Annotated in this window: 14 protein-coding genes and 1 tRNA gene; 3 read left to right on the forward strand and 12 right to left on the reverse strand. The window is 73.2% G+C overall.

Translation table 11 applies throughout. The annotated features are described in order from the left end of the window. Positions 1-90: 90 nt before the first annotated feature. The 5 genes from pth to ACTMTB_RS19180 form a co-directional block, all read right to left on the reverse strand. A complete protein-coding gene (pth, locus tag ACTMTB_RS19160) occupies positions 91-681 on the reverse strand; it encodes an aminoacyl-tRNA hydrolase (protein ID WP_280839723.1) in 591 nt (196 codons plus the stop codon). A gap of 102 nt (positions 682-783) precedes the next feature. Then, positions 784-1,491, reverse strand: a complete 708-nt coding sequence (locus ACTMTB_RS19165; protein WP_441147387.1) for a 50S ribosomal protein L25/general stress protein Ctc — start codon at positions 1,489-1,491, stop codon at positions 784-786. Between the two features lie 287 nt (positions 1,492-1,778). After that, positions 1,779-2,759 (reverse strand): ribose-phosphate diphosphokinase, encoded by a 981-nt coding sequence (locus tag ACTMTB_RS19170; protein WP_238449438.1) that lies wholly within the window; start codon positions 2,757-2,759, stop codon positions 1,779-1,781. A gap of 51 nt (positions 2,760-2,810) precedes the next feature. Further along, a complete protein-coding gene (glmU, locus tag ACTMTB_RS19175) occupies positions 2,811-4,340 on the reverse strand; it encodes a bifunctional UDP-N-acetylglucosamine diphosphorylase/glucosamine-1-phosphate N-acetyltransferase GlmU (RefSeq protein ID WP_441147389.1) in 1,530 nt (509 codons plus the stop codon). Between the two features lie 102 nt (positions 4,341-4,442). Beyond that, positions 4,443-4,514 (reverse strand) — tRNA-Gln (locus ACTMTB_RS19180). A 208-nt stretch (positions 4,515-4,722) separates the two neighbouring features. Between ACTMTB_RS19180 and ACTMTB_RS19185 the strand changes: the two genes are divergently transcribed. Continuing rightward, positions 4,723-5,679, forward strand: coding sequence for an acyl-CoA desaturase (locus tag ACTMTB_RS19185; RefSeq protein WP_441147391.1), 957 nt, complete (start codon positions 4,723-4,725; stop codon positions 5,677-5,679). Positions 5,680-5,796: 117 nt separating this feature from the next. Continuing rightward, positions 5,797-6,474, forward strand: coding sequence for a TetR family transcriptional regulator (locus ACTMTB_RS19190; RefSeq protein ID WP_441147647.1), 678 nt, complete (start codon positions 5,797-5,799; stop codon positions 6,472-6,474). Between the two features lie 12 nt (positions 6,475-6,486). Here ACTMTB_RS19190 and ACTMTB_RS19195 read toward each other — a convergent pair whose 3' ends face one another. From ACTMTB_RS19195 to ACTMTB_RS19225, 7 genes are all read right to left on the reverse strand, one after another. Continuing rightward, positions 6,487-6,963: a DUF4383 domain-containing protein gene (locus tag ACTMTB_RS19195; protein ID WP_357608260.1), complete on the reverse strand. Its 477-nt coding sequence runs from the start codon at positions 6,961-6,963 to the stop codon at positions 6,487-6,489. A 240-nt stretch (positions 6,964-7,203) separates the two neighbouring features. Beyond that, positions 7,204-7,659: a DUF4383 domain-containing protein gene (locus tag ACTMTB_RS19200; RefSeq protein WP_441147393.1), complete on the reverse strand. Its 456-nt coding sequence runs from the start codon at positions 7,657-7,659 to the stop codon at positions 7,204-7,206. A gap of 115 nt (positions 7,660-7,774) precedes the next feature. Further along, positions 7,775-9,577 (reverse strand): ABC-F family ATP-binding cassette domain-containing protein, encoded by a 1,803-nt coding sequence (locus tag ACTMTB_RS19205; protein ID WP_441147395.1) that lies wholly within the window; start codon positions 9,575-9,577, stop codon positions 7,775-7,777. Positions 9,578-9,888: 311 nt separating this feature from the next. Then, positions 9,889-10,842 (reverse strand): 4-(cytidine 5'-diphospho)-2-C-methyl-D-erythritol kinase, encoded by a 954-nt coding sequence (locus ACTMTB_RS19210; protein ID WP_441147397.1) that lies wholly within the window; start codon positions 10,840-10,842, stop codon positions 9,889-9,891. Next, positions 10,839-10,979: a hypothetical protein gene (locus ACTMTB_RS19215; RefSeq protein WP_441147399.1), complete on the reverse strand. Its 141-nt coding sequence runs from the start codon at positions 10,977-10,979 to the stop codon at positions 10,839-10,841. The genes ACTMTB_RS19210 and ACTMTB_RS19215 overlap by 4 nt, the downstream gene beginning before the upstream one ends. Positions 10,980-10,988: 9 nt before the next feature. Continuing rightward, positions 10,989-11,858 carry a 16S rRNA (adenine(1518)-N(6)/adenine(1519)-N(6))-dimethyltransferase RsmA gene (rsmA, locus tag ACTMTB_RS19220; protein WP_441147401.1) on the reverse strand — a complete coding sequence of 290 codons (870 nt, stop codon included), beginning with the start codon at positions 11,856-11,858 and terminating at the stop codon, positions 10,989-10,991. A 32-nt stretch (positions 11,859-11,890) separates the two neighbouring features. Then, a complete protein-coding gene (locus ACTMTB_RS19225; RefSeq protein WP_441147403.1) occupies positions 11,891-12,853 on the reverse strand; it encodes a TatD family hydrolase in 963 nt (320 codons plus the stop codon). 82 nt (positions 12,854-12,935) lie between these two features. On the opposite strand from ACTMTB_RS19225, the gene ACTMTB_RS19230 reads away from it, so the two are divergent. Then, positions 12,936-14,162, forward strand: a complete 1,227-nt coding sequence (locus tag ACTMTB_RS19230) for a hypothetical protein (RefSeq protein ID WP_441147405.1) — start codon at positions 12,936-12,938, stop codon at positions 14,160-14,162. Positions 14,163-14,170: the final 8 nt, after the last annotated feature.

A 14,170-nucleotide genomic window follows, 5' to 3' on the forward strand; every position in this document is an offset into this window, starting at 1 on the left:
TCGCCTCGCCGCGATCCGGGTCGCGGGTCGCGGCACGCCAGAAGGCGCAGACTACCGGCCGGGGCGGCCCGTTCCCGGTACGCCCCGCCCTCAGGCCCCGTGGTACGCGTTCTGCGTCGGCTCCACGCCCTTGGTGACCACCGACTCCACCACGTCCGCCGCCCGGTCCACCAGGAACTCCAGCTCCTTGCGCTCCGCAGCGCCGAAATCCGACAGTACGTAGTCAGCCGGGTCCTGCCGCCCCGGCGGCCGGCCGATGCCGAACCGCACCCGGACGTACTCCTTCGTCCCCAGCGACTTCGACATCGAGCGCAGGCCGTTGTGCCCGCCCTCGCCGCCGCCGATCTTGATGCGCAGCTGGCCGTACGGGATGTCCAGCTCGTCGTGCACCGCGATCACCCGCTCGGCGGGGATCTTGTGGAACTGGGCCAGCGCCGCCACCGGACCGCCCGAGAGGTTCATGTACGTCAGCGGCTTGACCAGCACCAGCTTCGGCCCGCCGAACCCCAGCCGCCCCTCGGCGACCTCCGCCACCGCCCGCTTGTGCCGGCCGAACTTCGCGCCCACCCGGCCCGCCAGCAGGTCGGCGACCAGGAAACCGACGTTGTGCCGGTTACCGGCGTACTCCCGACCGGGGTTGCCCAGGCCGACCACCAGCCACGGCCCCGCCTCGTCCGTCACGTCCCGTCCCTCCCGCCCGGCACCACACCGCACCTGTCCCGATACGCCGACAGGCGCCCCCGCTGTCCGCTGGGAGCGCCTGCCGTAAACGATGCGAACCGATCAGGCCTGGGTCTTGGCCTCGGCGCTCTCCTCGCCACCGGCGGCGGCCGGCTCGCCGGCCTCGGCGCCCTCGGACGACTCGGCGGTCTCCTCGCCGACCCCGGCCTCGATCTCCTCGTCGGCCACCTCGACCTCGGGCAGGGTCGCCTCGAGCTGCTCGGCGGTCGGGGCGGCGGTCACCGAGGCGACCAACAGCTCCGCGTCGGCAGCCAGCTCGACGCCGGCCGGCAGCTGCACGTCGGCGGCGGTCACCTGGGTGCCGGCCTCCAGGCCCTCGATCGAGGCCTCCAGGTGGTCCGGCACCTTGGTGGCGTCGGCGGTCACCGAGAGGGTGTCGTGGTCGTGCACGATCAGGGTGTCCCTGGCGGCCTCGCCGGTCAGCTGGACCGCGACCTCGACGGTGACCTTCTCGCCCCGGCGGACCAGCAGCAGGTCGACGTGCTCGAAGGTGTCCTTGATCGGGTCACGCTGGATCGCCTTCGGCAGCGCCAGCACCTGGGTGCCGTCGCTGACCTCGATCGCGAAGAGCTGGTTCGCGCCGCCCTTGCGGATCGCGGCCGCGAACTCGCGGGCCGGGAGCGCGATGTGCTTGGGCTTCTCGCCGTGGCCGTACAGCACGGCGGGCACCTTGCCGGCCCGGCGGGTACGACGGGCACCACCCTTGCCGAACTCGGTACGGGGCTCGGCGCTGATCTTTACCTCGGACACGGGGAAACTCCTGATGCTTTCGCTACGGCGGCTTGTCGTCTTGCGGTGCTGGGGCGAGGGGCTCGCTGGGGCTCATGCGTCATGAACGACTGCCCGGAGCACCGCGTCGATGACGGTGCCTCCGTGCGGTGCTTTTCAGCGACCCGCCGGGCACCCTCGCCGTGGCAACCGCACCAGTCTACCCGAGCTGATTCCGAGGTTTCCGGCAGTCCCCTCATCACCGTCCCCGCCGGCGCGTCGGCCGGCGGGAACGGTGCCGCGCCGCGGTCACCGCCGCGGCGCCGCGCTCAGCTCAGGCCGCCGAAGAGGGTGGTCACCGAGCCGTCGTCGAAGACCTCGCGGATCGCCCGGGCCAGCAGCGGCGCGATCGACAGCACGGTGAGCTTGTCGAGCTGCTTCTCCGGCGGGAGCGGCAGCGTGTTGGTCACCACGATCTCGCTGATCGGGCTGTTCTTCAGCCGCTCGGTCGCCGGGTCCGACAGCAGAGCGTGGGTGGAGGCGACGACGATCTCCGCCGCGCCGGACTCCTTGAGGATGTCGGCGGCCTTGCTGATCGTGCCACCCGTGTCGATCATGTCGTCGACGATCAGGCAGACCCGACCCTCGACCTCACCGACCACCCGGTTCGCCACCACCTGGTTCGGCTTCAGCGGGTCCCGCGTCTTGTGGATGAACGCCAGCGGGCAGCCGCCCAGCCGGTCGGTCCACCGCTCGGCCACCCGCACCCGGCCGGAGTCCGGCGCGACCACGGTCATCGGCCGGCCGGCGTACTTGTGCTCCACGTACTCGGCCAGCACGTCCATCGCGAAGAGGTGGTCCACCGGGCCGTCGAAGAAGCCCTGGATCTGCGCGGTGTGCAGGTCGACCGTGAGGATCCGGTTCGCGCCGGCGGTCTTCAGCAGGTCGGCCACCAGCCGGGCCGAGATCGGCTCCCGACCCCGGTGCTTCTTGTCCTGCCGGGCGTACGGGTAGAACGGCAGCACCACGGTGATCCGCTTGGCCGAACCGCGCTTCAGTGCGTCGATCATGATCAGGGTCTCCATGACCCAGGTGTTCACCCCGTGCGTGACGGACTGCACCACGAAGGCGTCCGAACCGCGCACCGAGTCCTTGAAGCGTACGAAGATCTCGCCGTTGGCGAACTCGTACGCGTCGGAAGGCGTCGGCGCGACGCCGAGCACCTCACCGATCTCCTTGGCCAGCTCCGGAAAGCCACGTCCGGAGAAGAGCATCAGGCTCTTGCGGTTTTCGGCGACGATGCTGCCCATGGGCCCGTCTGCTCCCGTTGGTCGGTGGTTCCCGGCGGCGGAAGCCGGGGACTATTCGGTTGCAGTATCCCCCGCAGCCGACGGCCGTCCCACGGTCTCGGCGTCCCCGTGGATTGCCTCACCTTCCCTTGCGACCGGGCCACCGGCCGACGCACCCTCCGCCAGCGCCCGCTCCGCCGCTGCGGCCGACACCGTGCCGGCCCGCTTGCGGGCCACCCAGCCCTCGATGCTGCGCTGCGGGGCCCGGGTCACCCCGAGCGCGCCCGGCGGCACGTCCTGCGAGATCGCGCTGCCCGCCGCCACGTACGCCCCCGCGCCCACCTCGACCGGCGCGATCAGGCTGGTGTCGCAGCCGATGAAGGCCGCCTCGCCCACCACGGTGCGGTGCTTGTTCACCCCGTCGTAGTTCACGAAGATCGTCGCGGCGCCGATGTTGGCCTTCGCCCCGATCGTCGCGTCACCCACGTACGACAGGTGGGGCACCTTGGCGCCCGGGCCGACCTCGGAGTTCTTCACCTCGACGAACGTGCCGACCTTCGACTTCTCGGCCAGCCGGGCGGCCGGGCGCAGGTACGCGTACGGCCCCACGCTGGCCCCCGGACCCACCTCGGCGCCCACCGCGTGGCTGCGCAGCACGGTCGCCGCCGCCCCCACCACGGTGTCGATCAGCGTCACGTCCGGCCCGACGACCGCCTGCGCGCCGACCACCGTCGTGCCCCGCAGCTGGGTGTTCTGGTCGATCACCGCGTCCCGCTCCACGGTGGCGGTGACGTCGATCCAGGTGGTCTCCGGGTCGAGGATGCTCACCCCGGTCCGCATCCACGCCTCGTTGACCCGGTCGCGCAGCAGCCGGCGCAGCCCCGCCAGCTCCACCCGGTCGTTGCAGCCCAGCGTCTCGACGTGGTCCGCGGCGACGTGCACACCCACCGGCTCCCCGGCCGAGACGAGCAGGCCGAAGACGTCGGTGAGGTACTCCTCGCCCTGGTCGTTGTCGGTGGAGAGCTTGCCCAGCGCGTCCCGCAGCCGCACCGCGTCGAACGCGTAGATGCCGGCGTTGATCTCCCGCAGCGCGCGTTGCGCCGGGGTCGCGTCCCGCTCCTCGACGATCTGCTCCAGCCGCCCCGCGGCGTCGCGCACGATCCGGCCCAGGCCGGTCGGGTCGGGCACCTCCGCGGCGAGCACGGTCGCCGCCGCGCCCTCGCCCTCGTGCGCCGCCACCAGCGCGGCCACCGTCTCGGCGCGCAGCAGTGGGACGTCCCCGTTGATCACGACCACCGTGCCGGAGGCCTCCGGCACCGCCTCCAGCGCGATGCGCACGGCGTGCCCGGTGCCGAGCTGCTGCGCCTGGAGGACCGGGGTGGCGTCCGGGGCGATCTCGGTCAGGTGCGCCCGGACCTGCTCGGCCCCGTGACCGACCACCACCACGGTGCGGTCGGCGGCCAGCGGCGCGGCCGCGGTCAGCACGTGACCGAGCAGCGTACGACCGAGCAGCGGGTGCAGCACCTTGGGCAGCGCCGACTTCATCCGCTTGCCCTCACCGGCGGCGAGCACGACGACGGTACGGAGGTGGGGCTGGGGCACGACGTGGCTCCCGTCGGGAAGGCGACACTCTCGCGGGCCATGCTAACCAGACTGCGGGGCGCTTAGTCCCATACCCCACGTGCGGCGCGATATCGGAGAAGGCTCGGCCGCCAGGGTTCGAACCTGAAACACGGGTACCAAAGACCCGGGTGTTGCCAATTACACCACGGCCGACTGTGACGCAAGACAGCTTAGCGCCTCCCTCTCAGCGGCCCCACCCCAACGTGATCGCTGCACCGAGCCCTGCGACGAGACCCTCGATCCTCCAGTACAGCTCTCGACTCCGCGACAGGCCCTTCATTTATGTCCGCAACTGTTCACTCCATCGGGGCGGAGCCCTAAGTTACGGTGACGTAGGCGTATCTCTGCGCTGGGAGGTGCCATGTCGACCGTGACGGACGAGAGTGCCACCGGGCCGAAGCCACTCACCCAGGGCCCACAGTCCACGGGCATCCTGATCGCGCTGTGGGCCTTCGTGGTCGCACCCTTCCTGGCCCTGCTCGCCGCCGTCCCGGTCGCCTGGGGCGGCTGGCTGGGCGGCCCGGACCTGGCCATCGCGGCCTTCTGGTACCTGCTCTCCGGGCTGGGCATCACCATCGGCTACCACCGGTACTTCACCCACGGCTCGTTCAAGGCCCCGCGCCCGGTGCGGGTGGCGTTGGCGGTGGCGGGCTCGTTCGCCGTGCAGGGCGAGATCATCCAGTGGGTCGCCGACCACCGCCGGCACCACGCGTTCTCCGACGCCGAGGGCGACCCGCACTCGCCGTGGCGCTACGGCGAGAGCGTCCGCGGGCTGGCCCGGGGCCTGTTCCACGCCCACGTGGGCTGGCTGTTCGGTCGGGAGCTGTCCAACCGGGCCCGCTTCGCCCCGGACCTGCTGGCCGACCGGGACACCCGGCGGGTGGACCGGCTCTTCCCGCTGCTGGTGGTGGTCTCGGTGCTGGGGCCGGCGGTGATGGGCGGCCTGGCCACCTGGTCCTGGTCCGGGGCGTGGACGGCGCTCTTCTGGGGCGGTCTGGTCCGCATCGCGTTGCTGCACCACGTGACCTGGTCGATCAACTCGGTCTGCCACGTCTACGGCGAGCGGCCGTTCGCCGTGCGGCAGGGCGACCGGGCATCGAACTTCTGGCCGCTGGCGCTGCTGTCGTTCGGCGAGAGCTGGCACAACCTGCACCACGCCGACCCGACGAGCGCGCGGCACGGCGTGCTGCGCGGCCAGGTGGACATCTCCGCCCGGGTGATCTGGCTGTTGGAGAAGGCCGGCGCGGCGCAGGACGTCCGCTGGCCGAAACCGGAGCGGATCGCCGCCAAGCTGGTGAAGCCGGCCGCACGGCGCTGAAACCGGGCGATGCCCGCGGAGGTTACCTGGCAGTATGGCCGGGTGACCGAGGTAGACGGGCACGGCGGCAGGAACATCCCACGACAGGGCGTCACCGAGCGCCGGCGAGGTGACGAGATGGCGGACGAGGCCACCGACGGACGGCGGCGGGCGGCGGGCGCGCCGGCCGCGAAGCCCACCTCCCGGGTACGCATGTCCGCGGCGCAGCGGCGGGAGCAACTGATCTCGATCGGCCGGCAGATCTTCGCCGAGCGCGGTTTCGACGCCACCTCCATCGAGGAGGTGGCGTCGCGGGCCAAGGTGTCCAAGCCGGTGATCTACGAGCACTTCGGCGGCAAGGAGGGCCTCTACGCGGTGGTGGTCGACCGCGAGGTGCGGGCCCTGCTGGACCGGATCGCCACGGCGTTGACCGCCGGGCACCCGCGCGAGCTGCTGGAGCAGGCGGCGCTGGCGCTGCTCACCTACATCGAGGAGGAGACCAGCGGGTTCCGGGTGCTGGTCCGGGAGTCGCCGCTGATGGCGGCGACGGGGAACTTCAGCAGCGTGATGAACGACGTCGGGCACCAGGTGGAGCACATCCTGGCGGCCGAGTTCTCCACCCGGGGGTACGACCCGAAGCTGGCCGAGCTCTACTCGCAGGCCCTGGTCGGGATGGTGGCGTTGACGGGCCGCTGGTGGCTGGAGGTGCGCAAGCCGCGCAAGGAGACGGTGGCGGCGCACCTGGTGAACCTGTCCTGGAACGGGCTGTCCCACCTGGAGGCGAAGCCGGGTCTGATCACCCGCAAGCGGGCCTGACCGCCGGCCGGTTCAGCGGGCGCCGGCCTCGGAGATCGGGTGTTGCCGGCGGCGGCGTTCCTCTTCGGCGTGCTCGTCCGTGCCGACCTTGTCGTAGAGGCCGGTGGCGAGCAGCAGCAGGCCGAAGAGCATCGACACGATCACCGTGGACATGGAGAAGTTCAGGAAGTTCGCGGTGGTCTGCAGGACGGACATCATGGCGAGACTGGTGACCATGAAGACCGCGCCGGCGGTCAGGTTCATGTAGTGCCCGAGGTTGCTGCGCCGGGACGCCCCGATCATCAGCACGATCCCGAAGACCACGGAGACCAGCGAGAACGCCAGGTTGGTACGAAGCCCGAGCGCCCAGTTGGGGCCCCGGTCGAAGAGCGGCTGCCCCCAGGTCTCGAAGACGCCCCAGACGCCGAAGACCAGGATGTAGAGCCCGACCAGCCCGGCGAAGACCCGGTACAGCGGGCGAGCCGGATGGTTCACCGGAAAGTGCGCCATTGACCCCTCCGTCCGAGAAGACCTCTTTCCGGAGAATTGTCCCTCAGGTCGGACTCCGCCGTCCGGCGAACAGCCGGCCGGGCACCGGGCCAACGAAAGATCCCGCCCCGCCCGGGAGCAAGCCACGGACGAAGCGGGACCACGGACGGTTGTCGCCGGAGCCCGACCCGCGCAGGGATCAAGCCTGACCGCCCGGAGCGGGTCGGGCTCCGGCGACAACCCGAAGCGCAACCACCAGGATCAGAGGACGAGCCGGGCCTTCTCGAAGGCTTCCTTCTCCTCGTCGGTGCCGACCTTGCCGTACATGCCGGCCATCAGCAGGACCAGGCTGAGCGTCAGCACCACGATCACGGTGAGAATGCTGAAGTTGCCGATGTTGGCGTCGGTCTGCAGGAACGCCAGCTCGGCCAGGCCGAGCACCATCAGGCCGTAGGCCAGGAACTGGTTGATCGCCACGTCGAGGTTGCGGCCGATCACGGTGCCGGCCAGCACGAGGATCCCGAGCAGGATGCTCAGCAGCGAGAATCCGAGGTTCGTCCCCTGACCCAGGACCTTGGTGTCATCCTGGGCGAAGAGGTCGTTGCCGGCGCTCGCGATGACGCCGAGCACACCGAAGACCACCAGGTACAGACCAACGAGCCCGCCGATCGCCCGGTAGATCGGCCGCGCGGGGTGGTTGACGGGGGTATGGGCCATGTCTGAGTCTCCAACGCCGTGGGGATGAGAGAGGTCGACGACGATTGTCCCGCACGCCGGGATGTGACGCCGCACACGGCCCCCGTCTCCTGGCGGGACGGACGCGCGGCGGCGGTCAGACCGGCGGGATCTCGTCGGCCAGGGTGAGCCAGGTCTCCTCGGTCCGCTCCCGCTCGGCGCGCACCTCCTTGAGCTGCGCGTCGAGTTCGGCGACCTTGGCGTAGTCGGTGGCGTGCGCGGCGAGCTGGTCGAGCAGCCCGGTCTCCTTCTGATCCAGCTTGGCGATCTGCCGTTCCAGCCGGCTCAACTCCTTGCGGGCCTGCCGGGCCTCGGCGGCGGACATGCCGGTCGGGGCCGCGGCGCCCGGGGCGGCCGTGGGAGCCGCCGGGAGCCGCGCCGGCTCGGCACCGCCGGCCCGCGACAGGTACTCGTCGACCCCGCCGGGCAGGTGCACCAGCCGGCCGTCGCCGAACATCCCGTACGCGACGTCGGTGACCCGCTCGATCAGGTAGCGGTCGTGGCTGGCCACGATGATCGTCCCGGGCCAGGAGTCGAGCAGGTCCTCCAGCGCGGCCAGGGTGTCGGTGTCCAGGTCGTTGGTGGGCTCGTCGAACAGGAGCACGTTGGGCTCGCCGGCGAGCAGCCGGAGCATCTGCAACCGGCGGCGCTCCCCGCCGGAGAGGTCGCTGACCGGCGTCCAGAGCCGCCGGTCGTCGAAGCCGAAGATCTCGGCGAGCTGGGCGGCCGAGATCTCCCGGTCGCCGAACTGCACCCGGCGGGCGATCTCCTCGACGGCTTCCAGGACGCGCAGGTGGCCCGGGAGTTCGGCCAGTTCCTGGGACAGGAACGCGGGCCGGACGGTGGAGCCGGTGTGGAACCGGCCGCCGTCGGGCCGGGTGAGGCCGGCGAGCAGCCGCAGCAGGGTGGTCTTGCCGGCGCCGTTGCGGCCGAGGATGGCGATCCGGTCACCGGGGCCGACCTGCCAGGTGGTGTCGTGCAGGATCTCCTTCGGGCCGGCGTTCAGGCGGACGTGTTCCAGGTCGTACACCTGCTTGCCGAGCCGGGCGGTGGCGAGCCGTTGCAGCGACATGGTGTCGCGCGGCGGCGGGACGTCGGCGATGAGCGCGTTGGCCGCGTCGATCCGGAACCGCGGCTTGGAGGTACGGGCGGGCGGGCCGCGGCGCAGCCAGGCGATCTCCTTGCGGAGCAGGTTCTGCCGGCGGGCCTCGGTGGCCGCGGCGACCCGCTCCCGCTCGACGCGGGCGAGGGTCCAGGCGGCGAAGCCGCCCTCGTAGGCGCGGACGGCCTGGTCGCCGACCTCCCAGGTCGTGGTGCAGACCGCGTCCAGGAACCACCGGTCGTGGGTGACCACGACCAGCGCGCCCTTGCGGCCGACCAGGTACTTCGCCAACCAGTCGACCCCGCCGACGTCGAGGTGGTTGGTGGGCTCGTCGAGGATCAGCAGGTCCGATTCGCGGACCAGCAGCGCGGCCAGCGCGACCCGGCGCCGCTCGCCGCCGGACATCGGGCCGACGGGCTGGTCGAGGCCGAGGTGCGGCATGCCGAGGCCGTCGAGGATGGCCCGGACGCCGGCGTCGCCGGCCCACTCGTGCTCGGCGCCCATGCTCTGGCCGAGCCAGGCGGTGCCGAGCACCACGTCCCGGACGGTGGCCTCGGGGGCGAGGGTGAGGCTCTGCGGCAGCCAGAGGACCCGCAGGTCGCGGCGGTGGGTGACCCGGCCGTCGTCCGGTTCCTCCTGCTTGGTGAGCAGCCGCAGCAGGGTGGACTTGCCGGCGCCGTTGAGGCCGACCACGCCGATCCGGTCGGCGTCGTCGAGGCCGAGCGAGACGTCGGTGAGCAGCGGCCCGGCAGCGCCGTACCCCTTGGACACCCGGTCCAGGTTGACGATGTTGGCCACGACCTCACCTCCCATGATCAAGGCGTCCCGGTGCCGGCTGGCACCTGGGGACGCCTGACCTCCAAGGGTACGCGGACCGCCCGGCCGCCCGCCCCGCGCGGCTCGGGCCGGCACGCTGCCCTGCACAGGGGTCCCCTCGGCCGCCCCGGCCCGGCGCCCACGATCAACTCCGGGTCGCCGGAACGGGGGTGTCCCCGTCACCCGGACACCCCCGTGTTGCCGACCTGGAGTCGATCTTGCGTGCGCAACGCGCCGTGGCGCTCGCCGGGCGAGGCCGGCGCCCGAGGCGTCGGGGGCGCGGGGCGCGCCGGTCAGGTGATGCGGGCTCCGGCGACCGGCCCGTGGGCGACCCGGGCCTCCCGGCACACCTCGGCCGCCTCCAGATCGCCGGCGATCCGCTCGGCGTGGGCGGCGTCGGTGGCGAGGAAGACGCAGGTGGGGCCGGAGCCGGAGACGATGCCGGCCAGCGCGCCGGCCGCCTCGCCGGCCTTGAGGGTGTCGGCCAGCGACGGGCGCATCGCCAGCGCGGCGTCCTGGAGGTCGTTGCCGAGGGTGGCGGCGAGCACCCGGGGGTCGCGCTGGCGCAGCGCGGCGAGCAGCGCGTCGGTGCTGCCCAGCGGCTCACCGGCGCTGCCGGCGTCGCGGAGCCGGTCCAGCTCCCGGTAGGCCGCCGGGGTGGACAGGCCGCCGTCGGCGATGGCGACCACCCAGTGCCAGGAGGTGGGGCGGGCCAGCACCGGGCTGACCGCCTCGCCCCGGCCGGTGCCCAGCGCGGTGCCGCCGTGGATCAGGAAGGGCACGTCCGAACCGAGGTCGACGGCGATGCCGGCCAGCTCGTCGCGGGACAGCCCGGTGCCCCAGAGCGCGTCGCAGGCGACCAGCGCCGCGGCCGCGTCGGCGCTGCCGCCGGCCAGGCCACCGGCGAGCGGGATCTGCTTGCGCAGGTGCAGCCGGGCGTGCGGCATCACCCCGGCGTACCCGGCGAGGGCGTGGGCGGCCCGGATCACCAGGTTGGTGTCGTCCAGGGCCAGCTCGCCGGCGCCCTCGCCCTCCATGGTCAGGGTGAGCGTGTCGCCCCGGCGGGCGGTGAGCTCGTCGTGGATGGAGATGGCGTGGTAGACGGTGTTCAGCTCGTGGTAGCCGTCGCGGCGCAACGGCCCCACCCCGAGGTGCAGGTTGACCTTCGCCGGCACCCGGACGCGGACCGGTCCGCTGGCGCCGCGCCGCTGCTGCTCGTCGTCGTCCGGTCGCCAGGCCTCGGTCACGGGGCGAGTTCCCGCCGGCGCGGGCGGATGTCGAACGGCTTCTCCACGATCAGCTCCTCGGCGGAGTCGGCGGCCGGCTCGCGGCGGCCGTCAACCAGGTCGTACGCGTACACGTGCGGCGTGCCCCCGGCGGACACGGCGCCAGCCTACTGCGCGGCGGGCGCGGCGGCCGGAGCCGACGCGGCGATGGCGGCGAACTGCTCCACGGTGAGTGACTCCCCGCGCGCGCCGGGGTCGACGCCGGCCGCCGTGAGCGCCGCGGCGGCCCGGTCGGCGCCGCCGGCCCAGCCGGCCAGCGCGGCGCGCAGAGTCTTGCGGCGCTGCGCGAACGCGGCGTCCACCACGGCGAAGACGCGTTCCCGGGGGACGTCGGCGCGGGGCGGTTCGCGGCGGGTGAAGGCGACCAGGCCGGAGTCGACGTTGGGCACCGGCCAGAACACGTTCGGTGGCACCTTGCCGGCGGCGCGGGCCCGGGAGTACCAGGCCAGCTTCACCGACGGGATGCCATACACCTTGGAGCCGGGACCGGCGACTAGCCGGTCGGCGACCTCCTTCTGCACCATCACCAGGCCCTGCCGCAGGGTGGGCAGCTCGGCCAGCAGGTGCAGCACCACCGGCACCGCGACGTTGTAGGGCAGGTTCGCCACCAGCGCGGTCGGGGCCGGCTCGGCCAGGTCGGCGGCGCGGACCCGCAGCGCGTCGGCGTGGTGCACGGTGAGCCGGGCGGCGTCCGGGCCGGCGTGCCGGGCGGCGGTCTCCGGCAGCGCGCCGGCCAGCGTCCGGTCGATCTCCACGGCGTGCACGTGGGCGGCGACCGGCAGCAGGGCCAGGGTGAGCGAGCCGAGCCCCGGCCCGACCTCCAGCGCCACGTCGTCCGGGGCCAGCCCGGCGGCGGTGACGATCCGGCGGACCGTGTTCGGGTCGTGCACGAAGTTCTGGCCGAGCTTCTTGGTGGGGGCGACGCCCAGCCGGGCGGCCAGTTCCCGGATCTCCGCCGGGCCGAGGAGTCCGGTCACGCCCCGTAGCGTATCGGCGGGACCGGGCCCGCTCACCACGGGCCGAAGACCCGGTCGCCGGTGGCGGAGATGGCGGCGCAGAGTTCGTCGAGGTCCGCGCCGGTGGTATCGGCCAGGAACCGGACCGTCAGCGGAATCAGGTACGACGCGTTCGGCCGCCCCCGGTGCGGCATCGGGGTCAGGTACGGCGCGTCGGTCTCCACCAGGAGCTGGTCGAGCGGGGTGAGCGCGGCGGCCTCGCGCAGCGTACCGGCGCTGCCGAAGGTGACGGTGCCGGCGAAGCTGAGCAGGTAGCCCCGGCGGACGCACTCGGCGGCGAACTCGGCGTCGCCGGAGAAGCAGTGCAGCACCACGGTGTCCGGCGCGCCCTCGTCGTCGAGGACGCGCAGCACGTCGGCGTGCGCGTCCCGGTCGTGGATCACCAGGGCCTTGCCGTACCGCTTGGCGATGGCGATGTGCGCCCGGAAGCTCCCCTCCTGCGCGGCCCGCCCCTCGTCGCCGGTACGGAAGAAGTCCAGCCCGGTCTCGCCGACGCCCCGGACCCGGTCCCGGGCGGCGAGCGCCTCGATCTCGCGCAGCGCCTCGTCGAGGTCGGCCAGCCGGGGCGCCTCGTTCGGGTGCAGCGCGACGGTGGCGAGCACCGCCGGGTACTTCTCGGCGACGCCGGCGCCCCAGCGCGAGGAGTCCACGTCGACGCCGACCTGGACCAGCCGGTCCACGCCGACGGCGGCGGCCACCTCGATCGCGGCGGCGACCGGGTCGTCGGCGGGACCGCCGCCGCCGTCCTCGTCGTGCTCGCGACTGCGGGGCTCGCAACCCCGGCTCACTCCTCGCGCTCGCGGAGGCACCCCCGCCTCGCTGACCGTGATGTCCAGGTGGGTGTGGCTGTCGAGCACGGGGCGGGGCAACGCCTCCGGCGCGGGCGGGAACTCCCCGGCCCGGCGGGCGGCCCGCTGCTTGCGGGTTTCGGTCGGCTCACTCATCGCGGCCAGCATCACACACCGCCACCGGGCCATGTCTCCGGGACGCCATAGACTGTTCACCGGCCTGGCATCAACCGCGATTACCGTCTGCAGGATGACCGTCACCCGTCAGGCCAGCGACACCGGGTTGCGTGTCGTCCACGAAGGCACGACGTACCCGGCGGAGGAGATCGCCCGGGGCGCGGCGTACGAGCTGTTCCGCGCCGACGAGGCACCCGGTTTCGAGTGGGCGCCCCGGCCCGGCTCGGCGCTGCCGTGGCGCAGGTTCGTCCACGTGACCGAGATCGGTGCGGTGCAGGGGGCGGCGGAGCCGGCCGAGGAGCCGGAGGCGCCGCTGCTGGTGCCGCTGCACCGGGAGCGCGGCTGGGCGTATGTGCACCAGCTCAGCCAGCAGCCGACGGCGGCCGGGGACCCGACGCTCACCACCGTCCGCGCCTCGGCGGTGGTGCGGCGCGGCACCCGGATGGTGAAGGTGCTCTCCGCCCAGCAGCTCGCCGGCTACGTGCGGGGTTGGCTGCCGCACGGCTTCTGCTACCGGGAGCACGACGTGGCGCACCTGCGTACGCCGGCGGCGCTGGCGGTGCTGCGCGGCGATGGCGCGGGCGGCGGCGACGACGTGGCGTACGTGCTGCGCTGGCGGGCGGCCGACCCGGTCGACTACGACGTGCCGGTCGGCCCGGCGCACCGGGGGCTGCTGGCGCTGCCGCCCCGGGACCGGCTCGGCCCGCCGGTGCTGGGCACCGGCTTCGTGCCGAGCAACGCGCAGCTGATCCCGGAGTTCGTCACCCGGGACTGCGCCGACCTGCCGCTGCCGGCGAACGCCACCCTGCTCGCGTACACCGCGGAGGGGGTGGAGGTGGTGCTCTACAGCTACCAGGCGGAGCAGCGCGCCTGGCTGCGGATGGTCGGCCCGCAGTGGCGGCACCTGCTCGCCGCGGTGCCGGAGCTCCCCCCCGACCAGGAGTACCTGCCCACCGGCGACGCACCCCGCTCCACGCAACTGGTCGGCGGCCACGGCGGCACCGAGTACGAGGCGGTGGCCGACCTGCCCGGCGGCTTCCGGGTACTGGCGATGACCCGGGCCGCCCGTTACCCGGTGGAGTGGGTGGCCCGGCGGCTGCGGTACGCGCGCTGGCGGGACGTGCCGTGCCTGGTGTTGCGGGAGGAGGCGGGGTGGCTGCGGTTGCGGCTGTGCCGCCCGGACCCGGACTCGGTGGTCGGCACCGGGTCGCAGTGCCACGAACGGGGCGTCTACGAGACGTGGGCGCCGGGGGCTGAGGTCACCGACGACCAGGTGGTGGACCAGCCGTACGTGCTGTAGAGCCGGGA

The organism is Micromonospora sp. L32, assembly GCF_052068055.1.
In the GTDB taxonomy this organism is placed as follows: domain Bacteria; phylum Actinomycetota; class Actinomycetes; order Mycobacteriales; family Micromonosporaceae; genus Micromonospora; species Micromonospora purpureochromogenes.